This is a genomic window from Phocaeicola sp. ICN-14070 (genome assembly GCF_037892625.1).
Lineage (GTDB): Bacteria > Bacteroidota > Bacteroidia > Bacteroidales > Bacteroidaceae > Phocaeicola > Phocaeicola plebeius.
This window is the reverse complement of the sequence record NZ_JBBKBF010000040.1, coordinates 1-14,142: the sequence shown is the minus strand read 5'-3', so window position 1 is coordinate 14,142 and position 14,142 is coordinate 1. Positions and strand designations below refer to the sequence as shown.

General features: G+C 48.5%; 12 protein-coding genes. 9 read left to right on the top strand and 3 right to left on the bottom strand.

The window, feature by feature from the left end:
* Positions 1–19: 19 nt before the first annotated feature.
* Both WKT20_RS11400 and WKT20_RS11395 read left to right on the top strand, forming a co-directional pair.
* Positions 20–1,150 carry an ATP-binding protein gene (locus WKT20_RS11400; RefSeq protein ID WP_004291480.1) on the top strand — a complete coding sequence of 377 codons (1,131 nt, stop codon included), beginning with the start codon at positions 20–22 and terminating at the stop codon, positions 1,148–1,150.
* A gap of 16 nt (positions 1,151–1,166) precedes the next feature.
* Positions 1,167–4,421 carry a P-loop NTPase fold protein gene (locus WKT20_RS11395; protein ID WP_004291481.1) on the top strand — a complete coding sequence of 1,085 codons (3,255 nt, stop codon included), beginning with the start codon at positions 1,167–1,169 and terminating at the stop codon, positions 4,419–4,421.
* Positions 4,422–4,552: 131 nt separating this feature from the next.
* Here WKT20_RS11395 and mobC read toward each other — a convergent pair whose 3' ends face one another.
* Genes mobC through mobA form a run of 3 tightly spaced genes read right to left on the bottom strand, consistent with a single transcriptional unit; the run spans position 4,553 to position 8,256 of the window.
* Positions 4,553–6,571, bottom strand: coding sequence for a conjugal transfer protein MobC (gene mobC / locus WKT20_RS11390; protein WP_004291482.1), 2,019 nt, complete (start codon positions 6,569–6,571; stop codon positions 4,553–4,555).
* A 30-nt stretch (positions 6,572–6,601) separates the two neighbouring features.
* The gene (gene mobB, locus WKT20_RS11385) at positions 6,602–7,849 is read right to left on the bottom strand and encodes a conjugal transfer protein MobB (RefSeq protein ID WP_004291483.1); all 1,248 of its coding nucleotides are present in this window, start codon (positions 7,847–7,849) and stop codon (positions 6,602–6,604) included.
* Positions 7,828–8,256 (bottom strand): conjugal transfer protein MobA, encoded by a 429-nt coding sequence (mobA, locus tag WKT20_RS11380; RefSeq protein WP_004291488.1) that lies wholly within the window; start codon positions 8,254–8,256, stop codon positions 7,828–7,830. The genes mobB and mobA overlap by 22 nt, the downstream gene beginning before the upstream one ends.
* 421 nt (positions 8,257–8,677) lie before the next feature.
* Between mobA and WKT20_RS11375 the strand changes: the two genes are divergently transcribed.
* The 7 genes from WKT20_RS11375 to WKT20_RS11345 all read left to right on the top strand — a co-directional run.
* The gene (locus tag WKT20_RS11375; protein ID WP_004291492.1) at positions 8,678–9,727 is read left to right on the top strand and encodes a ParA family protein; all 1,050 of its coding nucleotides are present in this window, start codon (positions 8,678–8,680) and stop codon (positions 9,725–9,727) included.
* A gap of 2 nt (positions 9,728–9,729) precedes the next feature.
* Positions 9,730–10,170, top strand: coding sequence for a DUF3408 domain-containing protein (locus WKT20_RS11370; protein ID WP_004291503.1), 441 nt, complete (start codon positions 9,730–9,732; stop codon positions 10,168–10,170).
* A gap of 2 nt (positions 10,171–10,172) precedes the next feature.
* Positions 10,173–10,526, top strand: a complete 354-nt coding sequence (locus tag WKT20_RS11365; protein ID WP_004291505.1) for a DUF3408 domain-containing protein — start codon at positions 10,173–10,175, stop codon at positions 10,524–10,526.
* A gap of 16 nt (positions 10,527–10,542) precedes the next feature.
* Positions 10,543–11,271, top strand: a complete 729-nt coding sequence (locus WKT20_RS11360) for a hypothetical protein (protein ID WP_004304280.1) — start codon at positions 10,543–10,545, stop codon at positions 11,269–11,271.
* 201 nt (positions 11,272–11,472) lie between these two features.
* Complete coding sequence (locus WKT20_RS11355) at positions 11,473–11,790, top strand: DUF4134 domain-containing protein (RefSeq protein WP_002560983.1); 318 nt, start codon at positions 11,473–11,475, stop codon at positions 11,788–11,790.
* Between the two features lie 10 nt (positions 11,791–11,800).
* The gene (locus tag WKT20_RS11350) at positions 11,801–12,133 is read left to right on the top strand and encodes a DUF4133 domain-containing protein (RefSeq protein ID WP_004291514.1); all 333 of its coding nucleotides are present in this window, start codon (positions 11,801–11,803) and stop codon (positions 12,131–12,133) included.
* The coding region (locus WKT20_RS11345; RefSeq protein ID WP_340417390.1) for a TraG family conjugative transposon ATPase at positions 12,130–14,142 on the top strand (2,013 nt) is incomplete at its 3' end. The genes WKT20_RS11350 and WKT20_RS11345, both read left to right, overlap by 4 nt.

Sequence of the window (14,142 nt, the reverse complement as noted above, 5' to 3'; positions counted from 1 at the left end):
GCATTATATTTTATAAGGTATGGAAACAGTAAATAGAATACTTCAAGAGAAGATTACAGCACGAATCGCGCCCAATAAAGCAGTACTGATTTTTGGTGCTCGCCGTGTTGGTAAAACGGTAATGATGCGTAAAATTGTGGACAACTATTCAGGTAGGACGATGATGCTCAACGGCGAAGACTACGACACATTAGCACTATTGGAGAATCGCTCAATAGCCAATTATCGGCATTTATTGGATGGTATTGATTTGCTGGCTATTGATGAGGCACAGAACATACCACAAATCGGTAGTATTCTGAAGTTGATAGTTGATGAAATACCGGGAATAAGTGTCTTGGCAAGTGGTTCTTCGTCATTCGATTTGCTGAATAAGACTGGTGAACCGTTGGTCGGCCGCAGTACGCAATTTCTCCTTACACCATTCTCGCAACGGGAAATCGCACAGACGGAAACGGCACTTGAAACCCGCCAGAACCTCGAAGCGCGCTTGATTTACGGTTCCTATCCCGAAGTAGTAATGATGGAGAACTATGAACGTAAAACAGACTACCTACGTGATATTGTCGGTGCATACCTGCTTAAAGATATCTTAGCAATTGACGGCTTAAAAAATTCGAGCAAGATGCGCGATCTACTGCGATTGATAGCTTTTCAGTTGGGCAGCGAAGTTTCTTACGAAGAGTTAGGTAAACAACTCGGCATGAGCAAGACGACCGTTGAAAAATACCTCGACCTATTGGAAAAGGTCTTCGTTATCTATCGTCTGGGGGCTTATTCGCGTAACCTACGCAAGGAGGTTACAAAAGCTGGCAAGTGGTACTTCTACGACAACGGCATTCGCAATGCCATTATCGGGGCTTTCTCACCGCTGGCCATTCGGCAGGATGTCGGTGCGCTGTGGGAGAACTACATCATCGGAGAGCGGCGCAAAGCGAACTTCAATGAGGGACTGCACAGGGAGTTCTATTTCTGGCGCACCTACGACAAACAGGAAATCGACCTGATTGAGGAGAGTGCCGACAGTCTTACCGCCTTGGAGTTCAAGTGGGGAAATAAAATGCCGGCCGCACCGAAAGCCTTCCAAGAAGCCTATCCCTATGCCGAGTTTCATGTGGTAAATCGGGAGAATTATTTGGAGTTCGTATAATCAATAAATTACGTATATGGAAACAAAACTACAATCCAAACAGCAATATCCGCGGTTTATCCAAAATAAACCGTGTGGTATTGACAAATTCGATGGAGGTTCGCAAGAAAGGTTGGCAAAAACTATTGCTCGCCATTTTTGTCAGAATGATTCATTGGATGAGGAATGTACTTTACCTCGAATTATCGGCATCGAAGGTATTTGGGGATCTGGAAAATCCAACGTGGTTAAAATGTTGGAACGTGAATTATCAGACGACTATTACTTTTTTGAGTATGACGCATGGGGACATCAAGAGGACTTGCAACGCCGCTCTATATTGGAATTGCTTACAAGCAAACTTATTGATGATGGTATCCTATCTGGAAATGCAACAATAAAAGTCAAAGGTGGAGGTACGAAAACCGTATCATGGTCTGAAAAGCTGAAATATTTATTAGCCCGTAAAACGGAGACCGTAACCGAAAAATATCCCCTTATCAGTAATGGTATGGTTGCGGCATTTTTGGTTGCAGTTTTAACTCCGATATTTACATTTATTGCGTATGCAGTAAAACCTACACCCACAACATGGTGGTTTTCTTTATTGTCTATTATCATAGCTGCACTGCCAGTTCTTATTGCATTGTGCGTTTGGAAATGGGCATATAGCAAAGATCATAAATATGGATGGAGTTATATGTTAGCTATTTATCAAGATAAAGTCGAAAAGGACGTTTGCTATGAGACTTTGAGCGAAGACGAACCAACGGTTTACGAGTTCAAAACATGGATGCAAGACATTTCTGATTTTATCAAGGAAAAAGGACAACGTAAATTAGTCCTTGTTTTTGACAACATGGATCGTCTCCCCGCTGAAAAAGTAAAAGAATTATGGTCTTCTATCCATACGTTCTTCGCCGATAGCGGTTTTGAAAATGTTTGGGCTGTTATTCCTTTCGATGAAACACATTTAGCTTGTGCATTCGGAGATGAGACCGACGAACAAACGAAACAACTGACCAAGTATTTTATCAATAAAACTTTCCCTATTGTTTATCGTGTTGCTCCTCCTGTTATTACCGACTATCGAAGTATATTCAACAAACTGTTTGTTGAAGCATTTGGAGAAACAGAAAATGAAGCGAAAGAAACTATAAATCGGATATTCAGATTGGTAAATCCTAATGCCAATGTTAGGGAAATTATATCATATATCAATGAGATGGTCGCTCTTAAACAAGAGTGGTGTAACGAAATTTTGATGATAAACATAGCATTGTTCTGTTTGAAGAAGACGGATATTCTGGCAAATCCAGTAGAACAAATATTGTCCGGCGACTATCTGAATGGCATTCAAACAATAATTAACAATGATCTGCAAACACAACGCGAAATTGCAGCTTTGGTATATGGTGTCGATGTTGAAGATGCTCGACAAATTCCATTGAAAAAATATATTGAAGGCTGCATCAACGGAGAAGAAGACCACGACATAAATCAATATGCAGAGACTAATAAACAATTTGACACTGTATTAGAAGAAGTTATACAATGTATGGACAATGCGCTTATCGATAAGATTATACATTGTTTGCATAAATTAACTCGAAAGAGCGATGTTATTCTGCGTGTATGGCAAAGAATAGCACAATTGAAATTAAAAGAATCCATAGAGAAGCAGGTGTTCCCTGTCGAATACCAAGAACTGCTGTTGCATTTAGACACGGAAAGCCAAAACCATGTGATTGCTCAATTATATAAGAAGATAGTTCGGTTCAATGACTTCAATGGCGGCGACTATTTCAAAACGTTAGATGCAATAGACAGGTTTATTGCGCAAAATAAGTTGGCGTGCGATTTTACGTCATTGATTGAAGCAAAAACAGTCAAGCCAAATACATTTATCGATTATATTCAAGCTGCAAATGCAACAGATGCTGCCTATCGGGATAACGCGACAACTAAAGCATATAAATATTATCAAGTAGCAACAAATTCGGAGGCGCTCGATAATTATTTGGCAAACTTACTACCCGATAATTTCGACCATGCAGATATTGTAAAAACGTTAAAAGATAATTCTACCTATACGTTTCCAACGCTTTTGCAAGCGATCACGAATTGCATTGATGAACAGAATGTAAATAAAGATAATATAGGGGCTATATTTACAACCTATCGTTTATTGGCATCTGACGAAGAAAGACCTTTACCTGTAACGTTAGATTCAACCTACATAAATCAGTTGCATTCTGAATTAGAAACTGATGGCCGAAACATTAAAGAGTCTGGATATTACGATTTAGTCGCCATGCAATTGGCACATGGTCATTCCGTTTCCTTAATAGAGGGTGGAGATATAAAATATGTTGCAGAACTCATGGACTATTATGTGGATCATGGAGACTTATTAGTAAATAGTGTGGGATGGAATATACCGCTATTAAATGAAACACTACAATACATGGTAAATCATAAACTTGGCTATAAATTATTGCTCTCAGACATATTGCCCCAATTTGAAGATATTAAGAACAGAATAGGTGTAACGGATGAGGTATTTATCGAGCATTTAGCAGAGTGGAATACCGATTTGGATAAGTATATCACTAAGAACAATATTAAAGATGTAATTCCTGACGCATCTTTTTACGATTTGACCACTAAAATAAGCAATGTCCTGACCGATCATATCAATAAAATAGCGTTCGAAGCGTTGTCTGAAATAAGTGTTGATACATTATACGCCCAAAGAACAGCACATACATCATATTATTGGTTTGTCGCAATAAAACATTTACTGGCTAAAATCAAATCCTTGCCAGATAACTTGACTGAATTTGGCAAAAAGATTCTGATGGATATTGCTTCTGGAACTCAAAGTTTGAATCCTTTCCCTAATTGTTTCAAGAATATAGTTGAAAGATTGGATAAACGAAAAATTAAATCGACAGTTACCGATATAAGAAATGATTTCTGCATCGGTAAAAAGACTATCAATGCAATAAAGTTTCAATTTTTCGAAACATGGCTTAGATCGCATGGTAATTTGAAAAGTCAAGCTGGAGACGTTATTGATAAAATAGTGAAACCTGTAATTTCCGATGGGGCATGCCGTTCATTGATTCTGCAAAACAAAGATTTTTATATGGATTTAATAAATACAGCAGGGGATGATGCTTATGAATTGAAAAAGAGTCTCCGAAACCTCATACAAAAAGATTCAGATCCGCAATTGGTTAAATTTGTCAATTCGATAGATTCAGTACCTGAGGTTGAAACCGCGTAAGTATTTGTCTAACAAGTCCGAATTTTACGATTTTACCCGTCAGAACTGAAGTGCCCCCCAAAAAAATTGTATCCAACTTTTGGGGGTCACTTCAAACTTCGATAGGGATAATTTTCAATTTTGGGGACTTGTTAGACAGTCTCATTATCTGGTAGCAGTTTACACAGCACCGGATCGTTTTTGATACGCTCCAGTTCCTCCTGCACAATCTGCTTCACCTCTTCCTTGATGCGCCGGTAGTTCGCCTGCACCGTTTCCTTCATGCGGTCGTTGCCGTCCTCGTCCGTGAAGTTTGTAATGACGGGAATTTTCTTGTAGGCACTTTCTTCCCGTTTCACCTTTTCGGCATCCACCACAATCTCGCAATGAAAAATCTTCTGCTCGATACGCTCGTTGAAGTTGTCGGATACAGAACCGACAAACATTCCCTGCGTAAGCCCGGAAATCTTACTCGGTGGAATGAGCGCGTCCATCTGCGTGTTGATGGAGGTGGAAACATCCTGCCGGTTGATGGAGATGGACTGCCGTTTCTGCAACACCTTACCGAACCGCTCGGAGAGCGTCTTGGCTGTTTCCCCCACCACCTGACCGGAGAAAATATTGCCGACAGTGTTCATCACCACTTTCGCCTCTTTGTCCCCGTAGTCACGCACTAACTGGCTGAAATCCTGAAAGCCCAGACACACGGCAACCTTGTTGCTTCGGGCGGTAGCTATAAGATTGTCCAACCCTTTGAAGTATATTGTGGGCAACTCGTCGATGATGACCGATGACTTCAGCATCCCCTTCTTGTTGATGAGCTTCACGATACGGGAATTATACAGACCGAGTGCCGCACCGTAGATATTCTGACGGTCGGGATTGTTACCCACGCAGAGGATTTTCGGCTCTTCGGGATTGTTGATGTCCAGCGTAAACTCGCTGTCTGACATCACCCAGTAGAGCTGCGGTGAAATCATCCTCGAAAGCGGGATTTTTGCCGACGCTATCTGACCCATGAGCTGCTCCGCAGCCCCTCCAAGCCACGCATCCATGAACGGCGAAAGGTAGTTCTCCAGCTCCGGATAAGAGGTCAGTATCGGAAATATATCCTCGTAACGGCGGTTCAGAAACTCGATAGCATGGGGAAACGTGCAAAACTTCCCGTTCTGATAGATTTTGAGATACCAGATAATACTGGCAAACAGAATGATAGGTGACTCCACGAAGAAGTCGCCCTGCTTTTGCACCCACGTTTTATTGAGGTTGAGCATTATTGTGTAGGCACTCTCATAGGCATCCGTAATATCTTCCATAAAATCCGGGTGAATGGGATTGCACCGATGAGAGCGTCGCGGGTCGTCGAAGTTGATCACATAGAACTTCGGCTTTACCTTGTAGCCGTCCGGGTGGTTCAGCAAATGGTTGTAGGCAATAGTAGATAGGTCGGGATACTTGAAATCGTAGATGTATTGACTAAAGCCCTTTTCAATCTGTTGCTTGATAAAATTGTTTACCACGGCATAGGACTTGCCGCTGCCCGGCGTACCCAACACGATGGACGCACGGAAGGGATTAACTACATTGATCCAACCGTTGTTCCAGCGTTTCCTGTAATAGAAACGTGTCGGCAGATTGACCGAATACTCGCTTTCGATAAGCCTCGTTTCCTGCATGAAACTCTCGTTCTCGTTGTTGAAAACATCCTCCATCAAATTGTGTTTCAACAGGCGGCTCATCCACAGACCACCCATCAACAGGCAGACATAGCCCGTTCCAATGGTAAGGACATACAGTCCCGTCACCGCTTCAAGCGGCAGCGGCAGGGGCAGCAACCACCAGTTCAGGAAAAACAGCACGAACCCGACGGCAAATGCTGTCCAGATTCTCCCCCAAGTGATTTTCTCACCCTTGACACCCTTCGTACCCAGACAGGACAAGGCAAGCAAAAGGACGGAAAACAGCTTCGTGTAGAGAATGGAATGGAACAGCCCCGCCGTGCGGTCGAAGTTCAGAAGGATTTTGTCCACCACGCCGATGTTCACGCCCCACAGCCGGATGGCTTCGTAGCAGAACCAGTACACGTTCATGACCACTAAAATGATACTCACGGCACGCAGAAAATCCATGATTTTCGCCAATGCCCTCAAATCGTCTTCTTGTTGTGACATACATTGATTTTTTAATTGTTGATACTCTGATTACATACCCAAGCCCTTGCGTTTTTTCTTCTTTTTGCGCTTCATCGCCCGGATGAAAGCCTCTTCCTCGGCATCTACCGCCGGACCTTCGGGAGTGAGCAAGCCCATACCGCCCGATATATCTTCACTGTCGTAGGCGGTCTGCCCGTGTGCCTTGTCCGCAGCATCCACAGGGATGGATAGCGGTATCGGCGGTTGTCCGGCGTATGGCAGGGTGAAGTGTTCCTGCAAGGCATTCGCCGAAAGCTCCTTACCCATGCGCGAACCGTTCAGCACGCATCCCGTGCGGTGGTCGATGAAGGTAGCCCCATAGATGCGCCCTTCCTCTGTGTAGCGCAGTACGGTGTCGATGCCCTTCTCTTTGAGTTGGGATACAAATTTGTCCTTGTCATAAGTGCCTTGCAGCACGGAAAGGACGGTGCGTTTCGTCATGTCTGCCAGTTTCCTATCCTTGATTTCCGATTTGGAACGGACAAACTTCTTCTGTACGGCTTCATAGCCTGCGGACTTCCCGAAAAGCGAGGATTTGAACGGGTTGCCCACCTTGTTACCCTTGTCGTCCGTGACGGAATAGACCAGCCCGTGATACTCCCGTCCGCGCACGTTGCCCCTCGCTTCCTCCACCGTCATATTATATAAGGAAAGGAGCGCACGGTATTCGCCCATCGTCTGGAAACGGTACTGCCCATTCAGAGCCTTCACGGTGTTGCCTACCTGCTTCTTCACATCACCTGCCGATGCGGCCACCTTGCGCAACGGATTATCCAATCTCTGATTTTTACGTTCTGCCGGATGCAATCCGTACTTCTGTTCCAGTTCCCTGCGGATACGGTCGCTGCGGCGGTAGAGAAAATCCCGGTTGAGCCTTTTCCCGTTCTCGTCCACGTTGACCGTCACGATGTGCAGGTGGTGGCGGTCGATGTCCTCGTGCTTGAATACAAGATAAGGCTGGTTTCCGAAACCGAGTTTTTCCAGATACTCGCGGGCGATATTCTGCAACTCAATATCGGTCAGCACATCCTCCGGGTGCGGGTTGAGAGAGATATGCACCACCGGCTTCTCGATCTTCATCTGCGGTGGCAGGAAGGTGAGAAAACCCTCCATCGCCTTGCCTATGTCCACCGTTCCCGAACCGTCATTGTAGATGCGGTTGGTGGTGAGAAGCCGCCCCTGCGCCTCGTTAATCTTCTCCCCGTTGTAGGCAATCGCGCCGTACAACGAACTTCCTACACTGATTTTTGCGACCATTTTGCCTCCATTTCCCTTGAAAGTTCCACAATCCGGCGGCTCAGTTTCACGAGTTCGACGGTGTGTTGCTCTAATTTGTAGAGCAACGCCATCGCCTTTTTCTCTGAAAAATGCAGCCTCAGTTCCTTCACGACTTGGTTGTAATTCGTACCCACGGCACGGAATTGTGCATGAAAATCCGACAGTTTGGTGTAATAGTCCACCAACGTCTTGTCCACCTTCAGCACCTTGAACGGTTGCCCGAAGAAGTGCGCTTTGAGGAAAACAGACCGTGCATAGACACCCGATTTTCCGAACATGGCGAGGAAACGGTTGTGTTCCTCCTCGTTGAAACGGACGGTGTACCGGTACACCGCCGGATCAAGTTTGGGATTTCTCCCTGATTTGCTTTTCCTTTTCTCTTTCATATTACTTTGGATTTAGCGGATTGACGGCATAAGCCGCCGCTTCGGATTACAGCACCGCAGTTCTGAAAGGCTTCCCGACTTCGGAGGGAAAGCCCGCCCCCTGCAAGGGCAAGTGCTTTTCGTGGCTGCTCAAAATATTTTGAGCGGCTGAAAAGACATCTTGCTATGTTCAGGTGAACATAAAAATCCGTCAGGGGACGGATTGGGAAAATACCTTTCAGGACTCCGGGCCGCGCGTCATCGGCGAACCCTGCTGTCCGGGTGCAAAGTTACGCCCTTAAAGCGGTATCGGACAGATGCTTGACCCGGTCAATGACTGCCAACCGGCGCAACGTGCCGCCACTTGCCGGAGAAGTGATACAGGTTCCAAAATATACTTGTTTATTTGCAGCATGATTCAAGAAACGAACGATTTGAAGATATGATAAACGGAACATTCAAATACCCGGAAATCCGCTTCTTCGGATACTTGCCGAAACGGATACCCGAACCGTCGGAAACCCGGTTCTCCGACAATTCGGTGACGTATGGATTCAATGACTTCATGACGCAATGTCGTCAATCACCATTTGTCCGACGCACCGCTTCACCACAGAACCGGATACGCGACGACCCGCCTGCGTGTGTAGTCACGGAAGCGGATGGTGCGACAGCCAAATCCGTATGGAAACAGAAAAACAAATCATCAACAATTAAAATAAATGGAACTATGAGTAAGGAAATCTTCGTTGCATTCGCAACACAGAAAGGTGGCATCGGCAAATCCACTGTCACGGCACTTGCCGCCAGCTACCTGCACAACGTGAAAGGCTACAATGTCGCCGTCGTGGACTGCGACGACCCGCAGCACAGCATCCACGGGCTGCGCGAACACGAAATGGGGCTTATCGACAGCAGCACCTACTTCAAGGCTCTCGCTTGCGACCATTTCCGCCGGATCAAAAAGAACGCCTACACCATCGTCAAAAGCAATGCGGTGAACGCCCTCGACGATGCCGAGAGGATGATTGCCACTGAGGACGTGAAACCCGACGTGGTGTTCTTCGACATGCCCGGCACACTCCGAAGCAACGGCGTGATAAAGACGCTCTCGCAGATGGACTACATTTTCACTCCGCTGAGTGCCGACCGCTTTGTCGTGGAGAGTACCCTGAAATTCGTCACGATGTTCCGCGACAGGCTGATGACTACCGGACAGGCGAAAACAAAGGGGCTGCATCTGTTCTGGACGATGGTGGACGGCAGGGAGAGGAACGACTTGTACGGCATCTACGAGGAAGTGATAGCCGAAATGGGCTTTCCGGTACTTTCCACCCGCTTGCCCGACAGCAAGAAGTTCCGCCGTGACCTTTCGGAAGAGCGCAAGAGCGTTTTCCGCTCCACCATCTTCCCGATGGACACGGCACTGCTGAAAGGGAGTGGCATCCGGGAGTTTTCCGAAGAGATAAGCGACATCATCAGACCGCAGTGAGCATGGGCAGCAGGAAAGTGAACACGGAAGGCATCGACGAGGAACTGCTGTTAGCCTCCATCGGGCGGCGCACACAGGACGGGACACTGCGCCCCGCACAGGAAGTACCCGCAGCTGCACCGACCGAAGAGGACACCGCCGCACCGGAACCATCTCCTGTGCAACCCGTAACACGGGAAAAAGCGCAGAGGGAAAGTGGACGCCGGAAAAGGCAGGACGAGGACTACAACGAGCTATTCCTGCGCCGCAACGAGATAAAGACCCGCCAATGTGTCTATATCAGCCGTGACGTCCACGGCAAGATCCTCAGAATCGTGAACGACATCGCCGGAGGGGAAATCTCAGTAGGCGGATATGTGGATACCGTGCTGCGCCAGCATCTGGAACAGCACAAGGAGAGAATCAACGAACTGTACAAGAAACAACGTGAAGATCTGATTTGAAAATGGAAAAAGAAATGACACCGAATGAAAAAAGACCACAGCAAGACTGCGGAGGTATGTTTACCCAAGTGCAGGCGAGTGTGGAAATACTGTCGCCTGTCCCGGTAAGCGGCAAATGCAGTGAGAAGGACTATGAACGCCTGTTCATCCGCGACCCGGAAGTAAAGGCACGTGAGGGGAAGATGGCGTATGTGCGCCCGGAGTACCACGAGCGTATCATGCGTATCACCCGTGTAATCGGGCATGACCGGCTTACGCTGTCCGCTTACATCGACCATGTGCTGACGCACCACTTCAACCAGTGCGAAGATGCGATAAAGAGCCTTTATGCCCGAAATTACAATTCAGTATTCTAACCAAAAACGGAAGGATATGAATTACACAATCAGCATGACAGACATTCTGCTGGCGGTATCGGTCGGCTGCAACCTCTGGTTCCTGTTCCTGCTCCTTTACGAGCGCATCATGGACACGCGGATTGTCCGCTTCTTCAAGGGCATTGTCGGATTATGGCGGTCACTGGACGGGAATGAGGCTAAACGCATAGCGGCACACGAGGAAGTCCCTGCGGAAAAGGCGGACATCATCGGCAAGAGCCGTTTCAGGATGGCATCCACCCGGACAACCGCTGCCATACCGACGCAAGAAGCCGCCACTATTGAAAAAGGCATTGAGCTGTCGGAGGAAGAGGCTACTTTTGACGACGGAAAAACGGGAAACGCATCCCGCCCGGCACAAGTCCCGGAGGAAAAACTCGATGAGACCTTCACGAGCATACCGCCGGAGGAACTGGGATACGGGGACGACGAACCGGAAGAGGACGCCTCGGACACGCCACGGGCTTCGGGCAGCAGCTTTGACGAGATTGACGACGCCTGCAAGACCGCCAAAAACCCGGACGCGACACAGGCGGAACGTGAAAAGGCGGCTAAGGTGTTCACCGACATGGAGGGCACGGAGTTGTACGAGAAAATGATGGAAGGCTCTTCGGAGATAGGCATCCGCATCAAGGGGCTTATCGAGATTCGGCTGAAGAAATCTGAAAAGGAGTTCGTCGTGCCGGACAACATCGAGGAGTTCGACATTCGCAACTATGTATGACAACAATAAAAGAAATGAACATGAAAGAATGACATCAACCCACGCGGCGAGGAAACGCAAGGCGCATCCCCATCCGCAACGGACACGCCCACGTCCGTGGAAACAAACGGGCATCCACTAAAACCAAAGTAAAGAAACAAAGTATCAACCGCCCGACAAAGGACCATCCACCCTTTTGACGGCAAAAAACAAGAACAGTTTATGAACAAGAACATCTTGAAAAACAGAAAAGCAATCCTCTCCGCGGCACTTGTCATCGCCGCAACCGCCTCCGCTTTCGCGCAGGGAAACGGCATCGCGGGCATCAACGAAGCCACCTCTATGGTGAGTTCTTATTTCGACCCCGGAACTAAACTGATATACGCCATCGGTGCAGTCGTCGGGCTTATCGGGGGCGTAAAAGTGTACGGCAAGTTTTCATCGGGCGACCCCGACACCAGCAAGACAGCCGCCTCGTGGTTCGGCGCGTGCATCTTCCTGATTGTTGCCGCCACCATCCTGCGCTCATTCTTCCTTTAATAAATAATGTATGGCTGAATACCCAATCAACAAGGGTATCGGCCGTCCGGTAGAGTTCAAGGGCTTGAAGGCACAGTACCTCTTCATCTTCTGCGGAGGTCTGCTGGCTCTCTTCGTCCTGTTCGTCATCCTCTACATGGTCGGTATCGACCAGTGGATATGTATCGGCTTCGGCGCGGCATCGTCCTCCCTCCTTGTATGGCAGACCTTCGCGCTGAACGCCCGGTACGGTGAACACGGGCTGATGAAATTAGGAGCGGCACGGAGCCATCCCCGATACCTTATCAACCGGCGGCGGATAACCCGTCTGTTCAAACGACAACGAAAGGAAGAAAGACAATGAGGAATACATCGAAAATGACAACACTGGAAAACAGGTTCCCACTTTTAGCGGTGGAGCATGGCTGCATCATCTCAAAGGACGCCGACATCACGGTGGCTTTCGAGGTGGAACTACCGGAACTTTACACCGTGACGGGTGCGGAGTACGAGGCGATACACAGTTGCTGGTGCAAGGCTATCAAGGTGCTGCCGGACTACTCCGTCGTCCACAAACAGGACTGGTTCATCAAGGAACGCTACAAACCGGAGCTTCAGAAGGACGACATGAGCTTTTTAAGCCGCTCTTTCGAGCGTCACTTCAACGAGCGTCCGTACCTGAAACACACCTGCTACCTCTACCTGACCAAGACAACAAAGGAGCGTAACCGGATGCAGAGCAATTTCAGCACGCTGTGCCGGGGACATATCATCCCGAAGGAGCTGGACAGGGAAACCACGACCAAGTTCTTGGAAGCCTGCGAACAGTTCGAGCGCATCATGAACGACAGCGGGCTTGTCAGGCTGCGCCGCCTCTCCACCGATGAGATTGTGGGTACTGAGGGAAAGACGGGACTTATTGAACGCTACTTCTCGCTCATGCCGGAAGGTGACACCACCTTGCAGGACATCGAGCTTTCGGCAAGGGAGATGCGCATCGGCGACAACCGCCTGTGTCTGCACACCCTCTCCGACGCGGAAGACCTGCCGGGCAAGGTGGCTACCGACACCCGTTACGAGAAGCTCTCCACCGACCGGAGTGACTGCCGACTGTCATTCGCCTCCCCGGTGGGGCTTCTGCTCTCCTGCAACCATATCTACAACCAGTATGTGCTGATAGACAACAGTGAGGAAACCTTGCAGAAGTTCGAGAAGTCCGCCCGTAACATGCAGTCGCTATCTCGCTATTCAAGGAGCAACAGCATCAACCGCGAGTGGATAGACCAATACCTGAACGAAGCCCATTCCTACGGACTGACCTCGGTACGGGCACACTTCAACGTCATGGCGTGGAGCGACGATGCGGAGGAACTGAAGCATATCAAGAACGACGTGGGCAGCCAGTTGGCAAGCATGGAATGCGTGCCGCGCCACAACACCATCGACTGCCCGACACTCTACTGGGCGGCGATACCCGGCAATGCGGCGGACTTCCCGGCGGAAGAGAGTTTCCACACCTTCATCGAACAGGCGGTGTGCCTGTTCACAGAGGAAACCAACTACCGCAGCTCGCTCTCGCCCTTCGGCATCAAGATGGTGGACAGGCTCACGGGAAAACCGCTGCACCTTGACATCTCCGACCTGCCCATGAAGCGAGGTATCACGACCAACCGCAACAAGTTCGTGCTGGGTCCTTCGGGCAGCGGCAAGTCTTTCTTCATGAACCACCTCGTGCGCCAATATTATGAGCAAGGCGCACATGTGGTATTGGTGGACACGGGAAACTCCTATCAGGGCTTGTGCGGCATGATCCGACGCAAGACAGGCGGAGCGGACGGTGTGTATTTCACCTACACGGAAGATAAGCCCATCAGCTTCAACCCGTTCTACACCGACGATTACATCTTCGACGTGGAGAAGAAGGACAGCATCAAGACCCTGTTGCTGACGCTCTGGAAGTCGGAGGACGACAAGGTGACAAAGACGGAGAGCGGCGAGCTGGGCAGTGCCGTGAGTGCCTATATTGAGCGCATCCAATCCGACCGTAGCATCGTGCCGTCGTTCAACACCTTCTACGAGTATATGCGTGACGACTACCGCAAGGAACTGGCACAGCGTGACATCAAGGTGGAGAAGTCCGACTTCAACATCGACAACATGCTCACCACCATGCGGCAGTATTACCGGGGCGGGCGTTACGATTTCCTGCTCAACTCCACGGAGAACATCGACCTGCTCGGCAAGCGGTTCATCGTCTTCGAGATAGATTCGATTAAAGAAAACCGCGAACTGTTCCCCGTCGTGACCATCATCATCATGGAAGCCTTCATCAACAAGATGCGGCGGCTGAAAGGCGTGCGGAAACAGCTTATC